We start from the raw sequence: 18,724 nt of genomic DNA, 5'->3' as shown, positions 1-18,724 counted from the left end.
TATCGTTTAATTTATAAGTTAAGAGCTTAACAATAAGATTAGGGAAGTTAATATCAAAAATTTAAATTACATATTAATCGCCGATATAACTGTTTCGAAAAGGCAATACTAATAATCTTAATATAAAAAACAATATGTTTTACCAACTGCAAGAATCTAATAAAACATATTGTTATTATTAATTTATAAATTATTTTTAATACTAAATAATTTCAGCAATAGGATCATCAGCATTAACATACGTACCTTCGATATGAGAATGTTTCAAAATACCTTCACGATGAGCTATTACTTGAATTTCCATTTTCATTGCCTCGATAATTGCAATCATATCACCTTGTTCAACCTTTTGATTATCCTCAACCAACCATTTAAACAAATTGCCAGACACTGGAGCTGGAACAATTAAATCAAGATTTGTGTTAGTGGTTACAACTGATTGGGCTTCACTATTGGTCTGGCTGATAGATAATCCAGAAAATAGTTTCGCAGGCAAACCAAGCTTACAACGCTTACCATCAATTTCAATAAAGGTATGGGTCAATATATCTTCTTGCTGCGGAAGTTGCCTTTTTGCTGGTTCAAGTTCTGCTTTAAAATCCGTTTCAATCCAACGAGTATGCACATTAAACTGCTGGCAAAAATCAGGATGGTCTAGCACTTTTCGATCAAATGGTAGCACACTAGCAACTCCTTCAATGGTAAACTCAGCTAATGCACGACGAGCTCTTGCCAAAGCCTGTTGGCGATTATTACCAACAATAATAAGTTTAGCCATGAGTGAATCAAATGTAGCAGGGATCACTGACCCTGCATTAACGCCACTATCTAAGCGAACACCTGGGCCTGTCGGTATATCAAAATGAGTTATCGTTCCGGCCACAGGTAAAAAACCATTAGCAGCATCTTCTGCATTTATGCGAAATTCAATAGCATGCCCTCGCGGTTGAGGCATTTGTTTAATACTAACAGGTAATCCTTGCGCTATTCGTAACTGTTCAATAACGAGGTCAATTCCTGTTGTTTCTTCGGTCACTGGATGTTCAACTTGTAATCGAGTATTTACTTCTAGAAAAGACAGTTTACCATCCTGACTCAGTAAAAATTCAACGGTACCAACGCCAATATAATTTGCTTTAGCACAGATATCGATTGATGCTTTAACTATTTGTTTTTCTATTTTTTCATCTAAAAAAGGGGCTGGTGATTCTTCTATCAACTTTTGATTACGACGCTGTAAAGAACAATCACGAGTACCAACTACAACAACATTACCATGAGTATCAGCGATAACCTGTGCTTCAATATGTCGAGGATGATGTAAAAATTGCTCTAAGAAACATTCACCACGACCAAATGCTACCGTTGCTTCACGCACAGCTGAATCATAGAGTTCTTCTACTTCATCCATTTTCCAAGCAACTTTAAGTCCTCGGCCTCCTCCGCCAAATGCGGCTTTAATTGCAATTGGTAATCCATGCTTACGCGCAAATTCAACAACTTCTTTGGAATTTTGTACAGGCTTATCTGTACCGGTAACCAGTGGTGCCCCTACTTCGACAGCAAGTTGTCTCGCTTTTACTTTATCGCCCAAAATAGCTATTGTTTCAGGATTAGGACCAATCCAAATTAAACCAGCATCTTGCACCGCTTTGGCAAATTCAACTCGCTCAGACAAAAATCCATAACCGGGATGAACCATTGTCGCTCCTGATTTTTGCGCAATCGCAATAATCTTATCAATATTTAGATAGGTATCACTCGGTGTATTACCTGATAATCCATAAGCTTCATCAGCCATTTGCACATGCAGTGCATCCATATCAACATCGGCATAAATCGCTATCGATGTAAAATTCATATCTCGACAAGCACGAATAATCCGAACGGCAATTTCACCACGATTAGCAATCAATACTTTATGTGCAACTTGTTTATTAATTTCAGACATGATTAACATGGCTCCCTTCAAATTCTTTAAAAACTCCAATCGGATTAAATTTTATTTTGGCATTAACTGGAATTTGACCAGCCAAATCCAAATGATAATTACATACTGCTGCAATAACCGGATAACCGCCTGTTAGAGGATGATCATTTAAAAATAGTACCGGTTGACCATTAGCAGGAATTTGTATTGCCCCCATACAAGTGCCTTCACTTGGTAATTCTTGTTGTTTTTCACGCTCTAAAGGAATTTCACCTAAAAGACGTAAACCAATACGATTTGATGCAGGAGTCACTTGCCACAATTGTGAAGTTAATTGTTGTATAGCTTGTTGTGTAAACCAATCGGTACGAGGGCCAAACATTATATCCAATTCGACAACATCATCTTTACATGGATAAGAGATAGCGGGAGTTTCTTCTAAAGAAAGCGCGTTAAAAGTTTGACCATTCTTGATGGTCAATGTTTGACCAACTTTTAGCGGTCTCGGACCGACTTGCGCCAAAGTATCAAAAGAACAACTAGCTAAGATCGGCTGAACTTGCAAACCGCCACGCACAGCAACATAACTACGTACGCCATACTGTACGTTACCTAAATGAACAATATCACCTTCTTCTAACTGGATCGGTTGATACATATTAGCAAAATAGCTTTCACCGCTAATTGTAGTAACTTTAATCTCACATGACGCCCCTGTCACAGCAATTAACATAGCGCTATTAATACGAGCTTTAAAACCACCTTGAGTTATTTCCAAAACAGCTTCATTAGTTGGATTACCCAGTATACGATTGGCACTATGCAAAGCTGCTTTATCCATTGCACCTGATTCTGAAATACCTAATTCAGCTTGTCCTATGCGACCATTATCTTGTAATAAAGTTTGAATTCCAGTGGCTAATATCTCAATATCTTGCGATTGCTCTTGTTGTTCAACCGGCAAGGTTACTTTTTTCGATTGTGGTAAGCTATATTTAGTGACAGTTTTACTTGCATCAATAAAATTTACTCGTGTACCAGGTTTAAAGAGTGCCGGCTCGTCACGATAAATATCCCAGACTTTAACGTTGGTAACACCAATCAGTTGCCAACCTCCGGGGCTTGCTTGTGGATAAACACTACTAAATTCACCAGCTAGGGCTACAGAGCCAGCAGGAATACGTACCCGGGGAGATTGACGGCGAGGAACGTTAAGCTGAATATCCTTCGCTACCATATAAGCAAAACCAGGTGCAAATCCACAAAAAGCAACCTGATATTCATTACTTGTATGTCTAGAAATAACATCAGCAACGCTAATGCCTAAATATTCTGCTACAAAGCCTAAATCCTCACCATTATAACTAACTGGAATGGTAACTAATTCACCCGATCTTAATTGCCCTGAGGATACATCTAATTGAGCTATATATTGGGCTAATTTATTTCCATCCATAATAATGGAATTATATCGAACTAACACAGTCCGAGCGGCTGGTATTATTTCATTTATATTCCATACATCTTTTTTATATTGTAATGCATCAGTTAATGCCATCACTTGTTCTAGAGTCTCTAACTCGACAAGCAGAGCATCAATATTAACTGGTAAAAAACGCATTATACACCTCTAAACACCGCAAAAAAGATTGATTATAAGTAAATCTTTATTTGAAAATTACGGCAAATAATTGAATTATATTGTTGCAATATCTACTGCAAATTACTCATTAATAATATCGGTAAATGAAGCAATTTTAACGCCATTATTTTGTAATTGTTGGCTAACTCTTTGCGCCATCGTTAAAGCGCCCATACTATCACCATGAACACAAATTGATCCAGCATCAATCTCAACAAACTCGCCTTCAATTGATAGCAAACCGCCTTCATTAACAAGTTGTAACATACGATTGACAACAATATCTGGATCATGTAAGACTGCACCAGCCTCCTTACGAGAGACTAATGTACCATCGGTATGATACGCTCTATCAGCAAATGCCTCAGCAACAACTTTCAAGCCACTTTCTTTAGCCCAGCTGATTAATGGTGATCCAGCCAAAGCAACTAACACAAGATTAGGATTAATCAGTCGAATAGCATCAATCGTGGCCATTGCTTGGCGCTTATCATGCGCTATCGTGTTATATAAAGCACCATGCGGTTTAACATAACTAACTTTAGCATCAATAGATTTTGCTAAGCCAGTTAATGCGCCAATCTGATAAATAACATCAGCAATTAATTCTTCAGAACTAATATCCATATTTCGTCGGCCAAAACCAACTAAATCAGGATACCCAACATGAGCACCAATACTTACATTATTTAACTTGGCTGCTTTTAATGTTTTTAAAATCCCTTCTGGGGAACCAGCATGAAAGCCACAGGCAATATTGGCACTGCTAACAACTTTTAGCATTGCTTCATCATTACCCATTTGCCATTGACCAAAACTTTCGCCAAGATCACTGTTTAAATCAATAATCTTATTAGTAATCATGATGCCCTTCATTTTAAATAATTAAAAATAGTGAAAACAGACATTGCTCCCATATACCATGTGATAGCACAAACCAAAAGTCCTGACCACAATAGCCATCGAGGATAATGATAACCAGACATTAAATCAGCCCGTTTCCATCCTATGTAAACAAAGATAGTTAAACCAAGCGGTAATACTAAACCATTAAACCCACCAGCAAAAACCAGCAATGATACCGGAGCGGTACCCATAATTAAATAAATCGCCAATGAGGCAGCAATAAAAACAATAGTCGCAAATTGGCGTTGTTTTTCACTAATATTACGTTTAAAAGGTGTAATAAAAGTCATCGAAGTATAAGCCGCTCCGATAATACTCGTAATGGCTGCTGCCCATAGTATCAAACCAAAAATACGTAAACCTAATTCGCCTAAAGCCGCTTGGAATGCTTGTGATGCAGGATTAGCGGCATAACTTGAAATATCGATTGTTACGCCACTGGCTACTACACCTAAAATGGCTAGAAACAAAATATAACGCATTAAGCCTACAACCATAATCCCTTTTGTTGCTGCACCAGATACATAGTCTATATGTTCTACGCCAACCATACCTTTATCAAGTAAGCGATGAGCACCAGCATAGGAGATATAACCACCGACAGTACCACCAACAATAGTTGTAATTGAAGCAAAATCAATTTTTGATGGTATAACAGTCTCTTTTAAAGCCTCGCCGACAGGTGGATGAGAAGCAAAAACAACAAACAGCGTCAAAATGATCATTAACAAACCTAAACCAATCATTAGGCGATCAATAAAATTACTCGCTTTACGTGATGAAAATATATAAACCGCCATTAGAGCACTAATTGCCCCACCCCACTTAGGATCAAGGCCAACTAATGCATTTAAACCTAAACCGGCTCCAGCTATATTGCCTATATTAAAAACTAAACCACCAAATATAACTAATATTGCTAATATATAGCCACTAAAAGGTATCGTATTGTTAGCGATATCTGATGAGTTCATTTTTGTTAATGCAACTACTCGCCATATATTTTGCTGAACCACAAAATCTATAATGATAGAGGCCAAAATACCAAAACCAAAAGCAGTGCCAAGTGTCACGGTAAAAGTAGCTGTTTGAGTGATAAAACCAGGACCAATTGCCGAAGTTGCCATCAAAAAGATTGCACTAATCAGCGATGCTCGCCTATTTTTTACAAAAGCAACGGTACTGCTGCTATGATTTTCCATACGCATGTTCCTCTTTACTAAACTTCTCTATAATTATGATTAATCTGATATCAATATATGCAATTACTATGCCAATATTTCTAACATATTTCAAAAAACAATAGCAAATATAATTACTATTTTTTTAACAAAAAACTAATTAAAAAAAATTATAATGATTAATGATGTGCAAAGAATAAACCTATAGAGATAATTAAAATCATTTAATAATCATGCTATAACTTAATGAAGTTAGCAAAAAACTAAATAATAATTACTAATAATTTAAAAATAAATATTATATTTTTTTCAAAGATAGTTATTTTTATAATAATTTGTAAATTAATTTGAATCACCATTGCACTATAATTGGGCAACGAACGCAGTTGTCTCCCTACCTATAATCCATCTATCTTATTTTATACGCTTATCAAATGATTAAAGTTTATTCAAATAATAATCACTTTAATAACTCATAATAATTTACTTAATCCTAAAAAAATTTTGAGGAAAGGGGTTTTTTAAAGATAAACATAAAGGTAAATAGCTTGAAAAACTACTATAAAACAGGTTATTTGTTGACTGATGAGATAACATTTCCGCTTTACTTGATATTGAGATTAATAAATAATCATTCAAAAAGACAACCGTTAATATTTTCAGTTAATTCTAATGTTAGAGGTGCACATTATGAAAAGCACAAAATTAAATAATGGCATTGAAATGCCTATTCTAGGCTTTGGTGTTTATCAAATTGATGAAAAGCAGTGTCAGCAAGCGGTGTTGGATGCAATTGATGTTGGTTATCGTCTGATTGATACCGCAACGGCCTATCAAAATGAACGCCAAGTCGGAAATGCGATTAAAGTTAGTGGAATTGACCGAAAAGATCTGTTTATTACTACCAAACTTTGGTTAAATCGTGCTAGCTATGAAGGTGCTAAAATCCAATTTGAACAATCATTAAATTTACTACAACTAGATTATATTGATTTATATTTAATCCACCAACCTTTTGGTGATATTCATGGCGCTTGGCATGCGATGGAAGAACTTTATGAGCAAGGTAAAATCAGAGCAATTGGTGTTAGTAATTTTAGTCCGGATCGTTTAGCCGATTTAATGGCATTTAATAAAATAAAACCGGCCGTAAATCAAATTGAAGTTAACCCTTTTAATCAACAATTACAAGCAGCCCCTTGGATGCAAAGTAAGACTATTCAGCCGGAAGCATGGGCACCATTTGCTGAAGGAAAGAATGATATCTTCAATCATCCAATTTTAACCGCAATTGGCCAAAAATATAATAAGTCGGTAGGTCAAATTATTTTGCGTTGGTTAATTCAACGGCAAATTGTCAGTTTGGCTAAATCAGTTAGAAAAGAGCGTATGATGGAGAATTTTAATCTATTTGATTTTCAACTTTCAGATAAGGATATGATCGATATCACCGCGATTGATACTGCAACCAGTGCATTTTTTTCACATTGCGATCCGGCCATTGTAGAGTGGTTGACTCAACGTCGACCAAATATTTAGTTTTAAAAAATTTACTATATATAGAAAAATCTAAAAAAAGCCGATAGTTAACATACAATATCGGCTTTACAAATTTATTGTGATTTTTTTTTACATTTACCATTTAGCTCGTATGCCAACAGAAGCACTAATTGGAGCTTTCACTCTGGCATCGCCACCATGAGTCAATGTGTGACCAATTTCACTATATGCATTAATTTGATTATTAACTTCATAACTACCACCAATAGCTAATTCAGAACTGAAAGATTTAGCACCATTACTAAACTTAGTAGCAGCACTTTTACTAGCAAAAGTTACATGATCAGCACCACTTGGTGAATAGAAAAAGTTCAACCGTGCATAAGGGCGCCATAATTCATTATCAACTTTATAGTCACCTTCAAATCTAGCCCCAATACGCAATAGCAAAGCATTATTATCACTATGTTTTACTGTAGTTTTACCATTGATATGACTATCTTTTAAGTTTAACAACTGATGAATCACTTGTGCTTGAGGTTCGATTTTCCAATTACTATCGAATAACCCAAATGGTTTGCCCGTTTCAATGGATGCATTCAAACTATTTGCTTTTTGTTTGCTATTTTTATTACTATTTGGATTTACATCAGCTCGGTGACGAGCAGCTTGTAAAACCATATCTAAATACCCCCCATCGTTTTGCATATAAGTGCTATAAGCAGCCATAAAGTATGAATTAATACCATTGCTACCTACCCGTCCATATCTACCACTAGCAAAGCCATCAACACTTAAATTACCATGTAGATAACCGAAATATCCCCCAATTCGCCAATCGTCATTTTGCCAAATATCACTTCCCAATTGGAAACCTGAGTAGTTGCCTTTACTGTTTGCATTTGCTGTACCATTCTGTTTTACATTAATACGTTTAGTGATAATTCTTCCCCACCCTATTGATGAATCCAACAATGGCGCATTACCAATACGTTGATGTAAATTACTTTGCATAAGGTTATCTGCTAAACGAAGTTGTTCAGCTATTGCACCAAACATCGATACTTCTTTACGATAAGTTTTTATTCTGGCTGGTTTACCTGGTTTTTCTGGTTCAGGATCTATTGGTCTCGTAGGTTCAGTTGGGTCTATTGGTTTAATTGGAGTTGTAGGATCGACTGGATGTGTCGGTTCATTAGGATCTGTAGGGACAGTTGGATTATTAGGTAAGTAAGAACGCAAATACCAGTTATTATTTTGATTGTTAAGATCACCTTTATGTAAATAATATTCATATGCACCCACATCTAGATGCTCTTGTCGCATTTTAAAAGCATCATTACTACTTGATCCATCAACATGCACTAATTCAATACCATTTGTATTACTAGTATCAGCACCTAAACCATCAATATTATTAATCTCTATAAAAGTATTACCCGAAACATTACCCTGTACAAATAATCGATCAGTTGGACTATCACTATTTTGTACAACTGTGTCAAAGATTAACTTACCATCATCCCCAATATAATCACCGGTAATCGTTAAACGGTCACCGGCAAATTGATTATCGAGGGTAATCACACCACTATTATAAACACTACCACTAATATTAGATTGGTGCAGACCAGATTTAAGATCCACCATAGCACCTGAATTAATGGTTAATTTATCAGTATTTAAATCGCCAGTGAGTGTTAGTCTAGCAATACTACTAAGATTAATATTTTCCCAGCCAATAATAGCCACATCACCTATCGAACCATTAGAGGTTGATGAACCAATAAGATGAGTATTAAGGTTAAGGCTATCAACATCAGACGATCCATCTACGCGAAATAATTTATTGCCCCCATCAACGACTGTCAATTGTGATATATCTGCACCCTCATTGATAAATAAGGTATCATTGCCAGTACCCAATCTAATTTGACCACTAACTTTAGAACCATTATTAAGGTAAATAATTGAATCAGTTGTTTCATTTTTAATCGCAATACCACTAGCCGAGGATACATCAGCACCCTGATTTAAATTGATATAAGTTTTAAGACCTTCTTTACCAGAAGTATTAATACCTATACCCGTGATATTATTTTGGCTAACTACCTTTCCTGATATATCAAGTTCAGTCATACCTGTACCATTATTGGTCACCATAATACCGTTATCAAAACCACTGATGATGCCATTGGATTGTTTAACAAATAAATCTGTTGCGGTATCACCATTAGCGGCTAATATGCCTGAACCTTGATTAGCACTAATATCACCTTGAGCTATAACATTAGTTAACCCGCGTCCTTTATTGGTGAGATTAACGCCATTTATCTCTCCCTGAATATTACTATCCGCTTCTTGTTTAAAGGATAGACTACTAGTATTGGCATCATTAGCTACAATGATAGCATCTAATGTTTGGCTAATGATTTTACCTGCAACTTTAATATTCGTTGAACCTTGCCCATTGTTGGTAAGATTGACACTATTGAGCTTGCCATTAATCTCACTACCTCTATTTTGACTAAAAAGTAAGTTATACGTAGCAGACTCTGCAACAGCAAAAATAGCGTCACTATTATTACCTATGACTTTACCTGCGATACTAATTACCGTTGAGTTTTGACCACTATTGACTGCATATATTCCGTAGCGATTACCATTGATTTCACCTGCTGATTGGATAACAGTAAGATTTTTAGAGTTAGTACCATTTTTCACTGCTATACCATCACGTTGTTTACCGATAACGTTATCTGAAGTAGTAATATTGGTTAATCCTTGGCCATTATTTTCTATATTTATAGCATCTTGATTACCAGTAATATTACCTTTTAATTGATTGATTTTTAAATCCGTAGCACTATTATTGTTAATCACACGGATTGCATCATTCTGATCACCAGTTACATTGCCTGAAGTAGTGATCGCGGTGGTACTTTTGCCATTATTAGTGATATACATGCCGTATGACTCCCCTTGCATATTACCATCTAATTGTGACACCGTGATATCTTGGCTATTTTGATCATTGAGTAATGTAATGGCATTATATTGACTACCAATAATATCACCTGATGAAGTTACTGTTGTTTTACCTCTACCTTTATTAGTAATATTAATCCCATTAGCATTACCTTTAATCTGACCTGATGTCTGCATCACATTGACATCTTGGCTATGAATATCATTATTTACTAAGATCCCTTCATTCTCTTCGCCAATGACATCATCAAAAGTATTAACATATGTAGATCCATTACCATTATTATTAAAATTAATACCACTTTTTTTGCCATAGATACGGCCAGATGATTGTTTTGCAGTTAAATTTTGGCTGTTTGTTTGAGTTACAGCATAAATACCATTACCTTGATAGCCTAATACTTGTCCTGCAGTTGAAATCGTTGTAGACCCAGTCCCTTTATGTTCAATATTAATACCATCTTGTTTACCATTAATATTACCTGATGATTGGATAATTGTAAGATCTTTGGTATTAGTCTCATTAACAGCGACAATACCATAATTAGTTTCTCCGGTTATATTACCTGAGCTACCAATAATAGAAGATCCATTGCCACCATTGTGAATATTAATACCATTAGATTGACCCAAAATAGTCCCTGCCGATTGATTAACCGTCATGTCGTGGGTATTAGCTTGATTAATTGCATAAAGGCCATCATTTTGTTGTCCACTGATTTCACCATTAGTAGTAATTAAAGTTGAACCTGTCCCTTGGTTAGTCAAATTCATTCCATTAAGTGCACCTTTTATACTACCATCGGTTTGATTAACGTTTAGATCAGTTGTGTTGGCTCTACCCGTAACCTGTATACCATCTTTTTGTTGTCCTTCGATCGCTCCATGGCTTGAAATCGAAGTTATACCATTACCATTATTAACTATATTTATGCCGTATTCTTTACCCGTAATTTCACCTTTTAATTGATTAAAGGTTAATTTATTAGTATTGGCTTGATTAGTAATATTTACCCCATCTTTTTCATTACCAGTAACTGTGCCTGAAGTTGTGACAATAGTTGATCCATTGCCATTATTAACAGCATTAATACCGTTTAATTTACCATTAATAACCCCTGAATTTTGAGTTACCGATAAATCATGCGTATTGCTGCTATTATTGGCATTGATGCCATCATTTTGTTGACCAATAATATTAGCTGTAACCGTAATTGAGGTAGAACCGTTACCCTGATTATTAGCTTTGATACCATTAAGTCCACCAGTAATAGAGCCACCATTTTGTGAAATCAGTAAATCATCGGCATTTTGTCCATTAACGGCATTAATACCTTCATTTTCATCACCAACCACTTCTCCATAAGAAGTAATATTGGTTCTGCCTTTACCTCTATTATCAGCATTAATACCATTTTTTTTCCCATGAATATTACCTGCTGATTGAATTATTTTTAAACCTTGAGTATCACCATCGTTTACCGCCGAAATACCATCAAGTTCATCACCGATAACCGAGTCCGCAGTTGAAATTATTGTTATACCATGTCCATTATTTACGGCGTTAATTCCATTGGCTTGCCCATGAACATTGGCGCCAACAAGTTCGGTAATGTTAAGATCTTGAGTAGAAGTGCTATTTATAGTTCTTATTCCATCACCTTGTTTACCCGTGACATCACTAGAAATAGTAATACCGGTTGAACCATTACCATTATGGTTAATATTAATACCATTTTTGCCACCAATAATATCTCCAGCAGATTGATATAAAGTAATGTCACTAACACTATTATCGCCAGTATAGTTATAACCATCATCATCAGATTCAATATGATTGGATAGTGATATTTCTACTGGATTGTTAAAGTTAGTGGCGCCAAAAAGTGAGTTAATATAAGCATTGATTTGTTTATTAGATAATTGATTATTAGATAAATTTTTATTGGCAATCTCATTAGTAACTTTTCGGCTGCAATTATTAACGAGCAATGAATTATCACACTGAGCATAACTCATTGGAGTCATGACTAATATTAAACTGATAGCTGGTAATAAATTAAGTAAAAATAATCGACTTTTAGATTGTGCTTTTTCTGATGTAACGATGTAGGCTTGACGTTGTGCATTCCAAACTAACTTAAATACTTTATTCATTATTTCCTCTCCAAAATAAATCTATATTGGTAAAACAACATTTTTATTTGAAAAATCTAATAGAGAATTTTTAAGTAGTGCTATTAAGTGCATGGCAATTTGCTTATTACAGCTAACAAATCAATACAACTATGGAGCGGGCAAAATTTCGAATAAATAAAAAAAAACTTTATTTATCAATAACAATAAGACTAAATTAGTAAATAATTAAAAAAAGAAAAAGAAAAACTAAATTATGAATAATTTAAATTTTACAAAAAGAAAACTGACGGGAATAGAGTGCCATTTTTACCACATAGTAGGTAAATTGGCAATTAAAAGAATAAAATATATTAATGTGTCTAAAAAAGAAAATGAGTTTTATACGAATAAACTTTTTTAGTATTTACTAAATTATTCAATCTATTATACGCAACAGCCTTTTATCTGCTCGGTTCAGATAATATAAACTTAATTATTTAATAAGTTAGGTGAAATTTTAGCCACTTGCAATAACTTGAATTCGAAATCAATAACGCTACGTAAAAATCAAAATAGAAAATCAGGCAAAAGAAAACCCTTCACATCTAGTAAACTAAATCATGATTAATGGCCATTTATATTTAAAACTATCGTCTTTGATGGTTATTTTAATAATCTAAAAGGTCATTGAGATAAATTGTTGTAAACAATATATTAAGATATAATTTAGCCAATTTGCCGATGTAATAATAAACATTAAAGGATTTAGAAATGTCTAGTCAGGTCATACCTTATATTGATAGAGCAGTACAATTATTAAATAAAATCGGAATTATTATTAAACCACAAGCCGATGCCCCAATTTTAAAGTTATTGGATAATGTTGCAGAGATTGATAAAAATCGAGTTATAGCAATAGCACGAACTTTACAACAACAAAGTGCTTTTAACCAAGTAGTTCGTGAACAAATTGATGGCGTTGAAGTTTCACAACGTTATACCAAAATTGTTAATCATTTTGATAGTATCCGAACGGATATGGAAAAGATGCTAGGTTGGCTGGATGATGGTCGATTAGATTTTTTTGAAAAAATAAAAATAGGTTGGATGAAACTACAACGAGGTTCTATTCCTGATCGATTCAACCTTATAAAAAAGACATATTTACAAGTATCACAAGAAACTGGCAATCAAATTGAACGTGAACATATTATTCTAAATGCTTATCAAGACTTTCGATTTGGATTGAAACAAGCTCAAATCACTGCCGAAGAATTAGTTCAAATAGCAACTGCTCGTCTTGAAGAATGTAAAGATAAATTATCTTTAGCCATTAACGATGTGGATAATTTTAAAGAAGATGATCATGTGGCAAAAGCGCGTTTAGAGCTTATCCGAGATGAAGCATTACGTAATGTCCAACAAGAAGACAACCGTTATCAAATAATATTGGATTTAGCCAATAATTTAACCGTTTCTTATAATTCAGCAGAAGCCGTCTTTGCCCGTATACAACAAACAACTTCAGTGAAAGAAAGAGTTTATCAACAAAGTGTTAGCTTTTTTTCCACCAATGAAATTGTCTTTACTGCATTAAGTGCATCAATCACTTCCTTAACTGGTTTAAGCGAAAGTACTAAAACGTTAGAAGCGATGAAAGATGGCATGAATAAAGGTATTGAAAGCATTGCTTCTGCGGGTAATAAGCAATTAGAAGAAAGTTTACGTGCTGGATATAGCTCAACCATTAAAGCGGATTCGTTACGTGCTTTGGTCGATGCAATTGTCAATTATCAAGAATCAAGTCAGCAGTTAATTATCGAATTACGTAATGAATCAATTGATAATGCGAAAGAGATAGATCGTATTGTTGAAGACGGTAAACAACGCTTTAATAATATTATTTTAAAGGCTAATAATTAATGTCAAATATTAAGCTTAGTGACCAACTAGGTGCAATGGCAATCATTGACGAACTTTATCAAAAGCAACAATTATTACTTGAGCACCTTGATCATAACGCTTTGCGTACAAACTTAGCAGAAAATATAAAAAATTATTATCAAGCTAAGGGGCAAATTGTTAATGATGAAATCATTGAGAAGGGAATTAATCTTTGGTTTAACAAAAGATTACAATTTATTGCACCTAAACGTAGTTGGTTAATTCGTTTTTTTGCTTTTTGTTACATAAAAAGAAATATACTTTATCCTTTTATTGGGACGATCTTAGTTATTTTATTGTTGATCAACTTCAGCATATTAAAAAATATTCTTAAAATTTATGATAATATCGATACGACTTATAGTCATTTTTTATCTCAAAAAAATACCTTAAATGATCTTAACAATAAATTTTTGCAAATTGATAAACTTCCAGTTTACTTTGCACAAGTTCCTGTAAAAAAATTAAAAAAATCAATCACTCAATTACTCAATCAAGAGATTAATCTTCCTGTTACTGAATCAACACAGATTTCATCGCCAACGATTGAGATGAATCAGAAAACACTTAATAATCTGAAAGAACTTGATAACTCAATCGCTTCTTCTTTACCTGAGATCACCAGACAAATAACAGAATTAAGTGAATTACTTGAAAAGGATAAAAAATTGGCCAACTTAATTCAAAATGAAGAGTTTATAGTGGCAACTAAAAAATACCCTATTTTACAAATTTCTGTTGATAAAATTCTTGATAATCTTAATCAAGGACAACAAGATATTGATGTTAAACCAATAGAAACACTTTATCATTCCGTTGAGCGTGCTGAAGCTCTTGAAAATAAAATTTTATCTGATACTAAACAACTACAAACATTAAACGTACCTAACTCTGATATGAGTGAGGTTATTGCTTTACAAAATGCCTTAAGTTCTGATTTAAAAAATTTGAATTTTGAGCATGTCGAGCATTATCAAGAAATGATGGCTTATTATATTAAACTGGCACAAACCAATTTAACGTTAACCATTGTTGATCATCCAAATTATAAATCAGGAGTAGAACGTACTCATGACAATACTAACGGTAAATCTTGGTACTTGATTGTCAGACCAATGACAACCAATAACCATTCAGATTCATTATGGGTACAAAGTATTGAAACTGGAGAATCAAAATTGGTAAATACATTTGGTCAACAAGTCACTTTAGAAAAATATAACAGTGTTAAAGCTGATAAAATGCAAGATGGGCATATTGATAACAATAAACTCTGTGCTAAACCGAAAGGACGTTTAATTTTCAATTGTCCAAAATCAGTGAAATCAGGTAGGATTTTAGAGTGGTAAACCATGCAGACCAAAATAATTGAAAATAACATTTATGAACAAGCACAAGGGATTAAAGTCACTTTAGATACGGCTTATAAAGAAAGGCAAGATACCCTTGATAATATTCTCAATTTAAAGAATGAACAGGCTATTATTTATCAAAAAATTGCTGCCATCTATTTAAAAGAATCACCGGAAAATGGTGATTTTCAAGTCCAAAATATTATTAAGCAATTGCAAGGACTATATAGTGACTTAAATAGCAAGCTTATTAAATTAGAAAAACAAACTAGTCAATATCAACAGCAATTGACAAATACTCTTGCAAAGTTAGATGAACTTACCACCCAAAAGGTACTACAACTGGAAAGCGATCCTGATTACGTTTCATCGTTTAATCGTTTTACTATCGAACAAGAAAGTTTAGAAAAAGTAACCAAAGATTATGAAGCATGCCAAAAGGAGTTCTCAAAAAAATTAGCCGAGTACAGTAAAAATAGCTATTACAATTATTTAATCAAGAGAAACTATGGCGAAGATAATTATAAGGGTCGTTGGATTTTTAGACATCTGGATGAATCGCTAGCTGATTTTGTTCATTTCAATAAAAATTATAAAAACCAAAAAATACTTGAATCCTTAATGAAAGAATCGCAATTTAAATACGATAATCAGAAAAAATTATACGATTTGGCATTAAAACAAAAAAATAGCAAAGAACAACACGTTGAAAACAGTTTGAAGCTGCCGCAATTAAAAACTGAATTAGCAAAAATTGAACATGATTTAGCTAAAGCTGAGCGCCAAAAGCAAGAGGCTTATAATACATTAAATGACACACAATCAGGAGACAGCGTTCAGTTTAAAAATTTATCTTCAAAACTGGGTAAATTATTGCAAAATCAGTCACTTAAAAAACTTGAACAGCTAACCTTACAAACTAAATCCAAAGAAGATGATATATTACTTAAAAGAATTCCTGAATTAGGTAAACAAATAAAACAACTTGAACAACGTATTCCTCATTTTCAACAATCAATTGGCAAACTTGAAGATATTTTTATTCGCTTTAATCAAACATTGAATTTATTTAGGCAAAATAATATACCTAGTTCTTTTTATGAATATAAAATTTCTTCAAAAACACTTAATAACCTACTAAATAATTTAATAGAATATGGTGATTCTCCTGAAAAAATCGTTATGGAGCTTCTAGCTAGACGCGTGCTAAGAAATAATACAACTTCCTCAAGTACAGATAGTGGCTGGTCGATATCTAGTAGCTCAAGTTCATCATCTTCTAGGCGCTCAAGTAGCTCATCATCAAGCTGGTCATCCAGTAGTAGTCGAACTTCATCAAGTTCTTCAAGTTCTTCAAGCTCCTCATCCAGTGGGAATGGTTATTCATCGAGCTCTTCATCCGGTGGTGGGGGATATCGTACTACGGATAGTTTTTAGATAGAAAAAATTAGTTTTATTGAAGTAAGTTTTTTAATATTTCCTAAATTATTCGATTAAGTAGGTGCATTGAATGCAACCTACTTTTAACCCATTAAATCAGATAATGTAAATTTAATTACTTAATAAGTTAGAAGAAATTTTATTCGCTTGAAATAAAGTAAATTCTAAATCAACAAGATCATAAATACAAAACGGATCTAATTTCATAATATTTTTAACTTCTTCAAGTGAATCACTCATTACTACAATAATCGCACCTGTTTTATTCTCTAAAGGACCAGACGCGATAAACTTATTGTTGGCAAAATACTCATCTAAAAATTTATTATGTTCTTCAAATTTAGCTAACAATTCTTCCAAAGGTTTTTTAAACTTAAAAGTTACAATTATCATTATATATTCCTTATATATTTTAAATTATTTAGGTAAATCTTTAGCTAAATTTTTCAGAACTAAAAAGTTTGGCTTATTATGATCTTTAATCATAAAAAATTAACGATGTTTAATTGTGCAATCAAAAAATCAATCCGGATTTACTAGTAAATTCATTTTTTAGCTTTAAGATTTTTCAATAATCTATTAACTATCAATGGATGTAGTACAGACACTGGTGCCATATATAACTTGCCGATAAAATTATGATTTTTGACTGACGTAATTACATATAATTTATTTTGTTTATCATTATCTTCAATTAAACAAAGATGTAAACAAACATCTAGATGATGATCTCTAATGATTAAAGTTAATTTATTTTTTTCTAACTCCATCACGTTAAAAAAATGCACTATATCACCAATATTAGGTATATTTTCACTTAACTGTTCAAAACCTTTTATTGTTCTAATTCCTACAATTCTGCCTATAAAATCTCTCATCTGAAACAATATTTTAAGCCATTTAGGTTGAGATTGAGTCATTATTCTATAAGAATCATAAGCAGAAATATCACAAGGAATAGAGGCTGTTTGATAACTTAAATAATCAATATCTTCCGCAATTAAAGTTACCTGATGGTTTAATAAACTATTTAATTTATTAATAATATTTGTTTTCTTAGCATCCATCACTAACTCAATTGGCAAGTAAATAAAATTATTAGCTAATTTTGCAGTAAGATTATACATTTATCAATCAATAACATATAAATAGTTATTACTTGCAGTTTTATTTAATTTTAGTTATTTTTCTACCAAAAACCCGTTGAGGTATTAACGGAATTTAATGGCGCAACACGGCCATTTTTTTATTATATCCGTATGCCAAATACCTACCGCTGAATGTAAGGTTATTTGTTGATAGTTTAATAGAATATATGAGCATAACAAAATAAGGTTATATATAATTAAATAAAAAAACTATTCGACTCTATAGTAGAAATATAACCGGTTCATAGTTGGGACTTACTTCTTTTAAATTGTGTAGTCGATACCAAACTTCTGATCTCAATAAGAGTAGATAAGACGATAAAATAGATAGGTATAAAGAAACAATAAAAAGATTGTCATTAGTCTATAATTTCAGAATTTTCTAATTTATAAATGATAATTCGAATTTGAATATTTTTCACTTTGGAATGAGTTTGGAGCGGGAAACGAGGTTCGAACTCGCGACCTCAACCTTGGCAAGGTTGCGCTCTACCAACTGAGCTATTCCCGCATATTGATTGCTTCGAAAGAAGTGGTGAGCATTATACAAAAATATTAGTCTATGGCAACCTTTT

General features: G+C 33.3%; 11 protein-coding genes and 1 tRNA gene. 4 read left to right on the top strand and 8 right to left on the bottom strand.

The window, feature by feature from the left end; all coding sequences use genetic code 11:
• Nucleotides 1-202: 202 nt before the first annotated feature.
• From H3U97_RS00990 to H3U97_RS00975, 4 genes are all read right to left on the bottom strand, one after another.
• Nucleotides 203-1,951, bottom strand: a complete 1,749-nt coding sequence (locus tag H3U97_RS00990) for a biotin carboxylase N-terminal domain-containing protein (RefSeq protein WP_198197618.1) — start codon at nt 1,949-1,951, stop codon at nt 203-205.
• Complete coding sequence (locus tag H3U97_RS00985; protein WP_198197616.1) at nt 1,944-3,551, bottom strand: 5-oxoprolinase/urea amidolyase family protein; 1,608 nt, start codon at nt 3,549-3,551, stop codon at nt 1,944-1,946. Before H3U97_RS00985 ends, H3U97_RS00990 begins: the two co-directional genes overlap by 8 nt.
• 102 nt (nt 3,552-3,653) lie before the next feature.
• A complete protein-coding gene (locus tag H3U97_RS00980; RefSeq protein WP_198197614.1) occupies nt 3,654-4,436 on the bottom strand; it encodes a LamB/YcsF family protein in 783 nt (260 codons plus the stop codon).
• 8 nt (nt 4,437-4,444) lie between these two features.
• Nucleotides 4,445-5,680, bottom strand: coding sequence for an NRAMP family divalent metal transporter (locus H3U97_RS00975; protein WP_198197612.1), 1,236 nt, complete (start codon nt 5,678-5,680; stop codon nt 4,445-4,447).
• Nucleotides 5,681-6,349: 669 nt separating this feature from the next.
• On the opposite strand from H3U97_RS00975, the gene H3U97_RS00970 reads away from it, so the two are divergent.
• Nucleotides 6,350-7,198: an aldo/keto reductase gene (locus tag H3U97_RS00970; RefSeq protein WP_198197610.1), complete on the top strand. Its 849-nt coding sequence runs from the start codon at nt 6,350-6,352 to the stop codon at nt 7,196-7,198.
• 96 nt (nt 7,199-7,294) lie between these two features.
• On the opposite strand, the gene H3U97_RS00965 is transcribed toward H3U97_RS00970, so the two are convergent.
• A complete protein-coding gene (locus H3U97_RS00965; RefSeq protein WP_198197608.1) occupies nt 7,295-12,304 on the bottom strand; it encodes an autotransporter outer membrane beta-barrel domain-containing protein in 5,010 nt (1,669 codons plus the stop codon).
• Nucleotides 12,305-13,036: 732 nt separating this feature from the next.
• Here H3U97_RS00965 and H3U97_RS00960 point away from each other — a divergent pair.
• The 3 genes from H3U97_RS00960 to H3U97_RS00950 are packed head-to-tail and all read left to right on the top strand — an operon-like array spanning nt 13,037 to nt 16,998.
• Nucleotides 13,037-14,188, top strand: a complete 1,152-nt coding sequence (locus H3U97_RS00960) for a merozoite surface protein 3b (protein ID WP_065579346.1) — start codon at nt 13,037-13,039, stop codon at nt 14,186-14,188.
• Entirely contained in the window at nt 14,188-15,558 is a 1,371-nt protein-coding gene (locus tag H3U97_RS00955; protein WP_065579347.1) for a DUF6384 family protein, read from the top strand. The genes H3U97_RS00960 and H3U97_RS00955 overlap by 1 nt, the downstream gene beginning before the upstream one ends.
• Nucleotides 15,559-15,561: 3 nt before the next feature.
• The gene (locus tag H3U97_RS00950; RefSeq protein WP_198197606.1) at nt 15,562-16,998 is read left to right on the top strand and encodes a hypothetical protein; all 1,437 of its coding nucleotides are present in this window, start codon (nt 15,562-15,564) and stop codon (nt 16,996-16,998) included.
• A 114-nt stretch (nt 16,999-17,112) separates the two neighbouring features.
• Here the strand turns inward: H3U97_RS00950 and H3U97_RS00945 are convergent, their stop codons facing one another.
• From H3U97_RS00945 to H3U97_RS00935, 3 genes are all read right to left on the bottom strand, one after another.
• Nucleotides 17,113-17,394: a YciI family protein gene (locus tag H3U97_RS00945; protein WP_065579349.1), complete on the bottom strand. Its 282-nt coding sequence runs from the start codon at nt 17,392-17,394 to the stop codon at nt 17,113-17,115.
• A 152-nt stretch (nt 17,395-17,546) separates the two neighbouring features.
• The gene (locus H3U97_RS00940; RefSeq protein WP_198197604.1) at nt 17,547-18,128 is read right to left on the bottom strand and encodes a DUF2867 domain-containing protein; all 582 of its coding nucleotides are present in this window, start codon (nt 18,126-18,128) and stop codon (nt 17,547-17,549) included.
• A 456-nt stretch (nt 18,129-18,584) separates the two neighbouring features.
• Nucleotides 18,585-18,660: transfer RNA gene (locus H3U97_RS00935), tRNA-Gly, on the bottom strand.
• Between the last annotated feature and the right edge of the window lie 64 nt (nt 18,661-18,724).

This window comes from Gilliamella sp. W8128, assembly GCF_016100545.1.
Classification (GTDB): domain Bacteria; phylum Pseudomonadota; class Gammaproteobacteria; order Enterobacterales; family Orbaceae; genus Gilliamella; species Gilliamella apis.
This window is presented reverse-complemented; position numbering and strand designations above follow the sequence as displayed.

Bases quoted from the DNA above. Each gene is read 5' to 3' on its own strand.
- H3U97_RS00945 (WP_065579349.1), bottom strand. From the start codon at position 17,394: ATGATAATTGTAACTTTTAAGTTTAAAAAACCTTTGGAAGAATTGTTA.
- H3U97_RS00985 (WP_198197616.1), bottom strand. From the start codon at position 3,551: ATGCGTTTTTTACCAGTTAATATTGATGCTCTGCTTGTCGAGTTAGAG.
- H3U97_RS00950 (WP_198197606.1), top strand. From the start codon at position 15,562: ATGCAGACCAAAATAATTGAAAATAACATTTATGAACAAGCACAAGGG.
- H3U97_RS00970 (WP_198197610.1), top strand. From the start codon at position 6,350: ATGAAAAGCACAAAATTAAATAATGGCATTGAAATGCCTATTCTAGGC.
- H3U97_RS00960 (WP_065579346.1), top strand. From the start codon at position 13,037: ATGTCTAGTCAGGTCATACCTTATATTGATAGAGCAGTACAATTATTA.
- H3U97_RS00965 (WP_198197608.1), bottom strand. From the start codon at position 12,304: ATGAATAAAGTATTTAAGTTAGTTTGGAATGCACAACGTCAAGCCTAC.
- H3U97_RS00990 (WP_198197618.1), bottom strand. From the start codon at position 1,951: ATGTCTGAAATTAATAAACAAGTTGCACATAAAGTATTGATTGCTAAT.
- H3U97_RS00940 (WP_198197604.1), bottom strand. From the start codon at position 18,128: ATGTATAATCTTACTGCAAAATTAGCTAATAATTTTATTTACTTGCCA.
- H3U97_RS00975 (WP_198197612.1), bottom strand. From the start codon at position 5,680: ATGGAAAATCATAGCAGCAGTACCGTTGCTTTTGTAAAAAATAGGCGA.
- H3U97_RS00955 (WP_065579347.1), top strand. From the start codon at position 14,188: ATGTCAAATATTAAGCTTAGTGACCAACTAGGTGCAATGGCAATCATT.
- H3U97_RS00980 (WP_198197614.1), bottom strand. From the start codon at position 4,436: ATGATTACTAATAAGATTATTGATTTAAACAGTGATCTTGGCGAAAGT.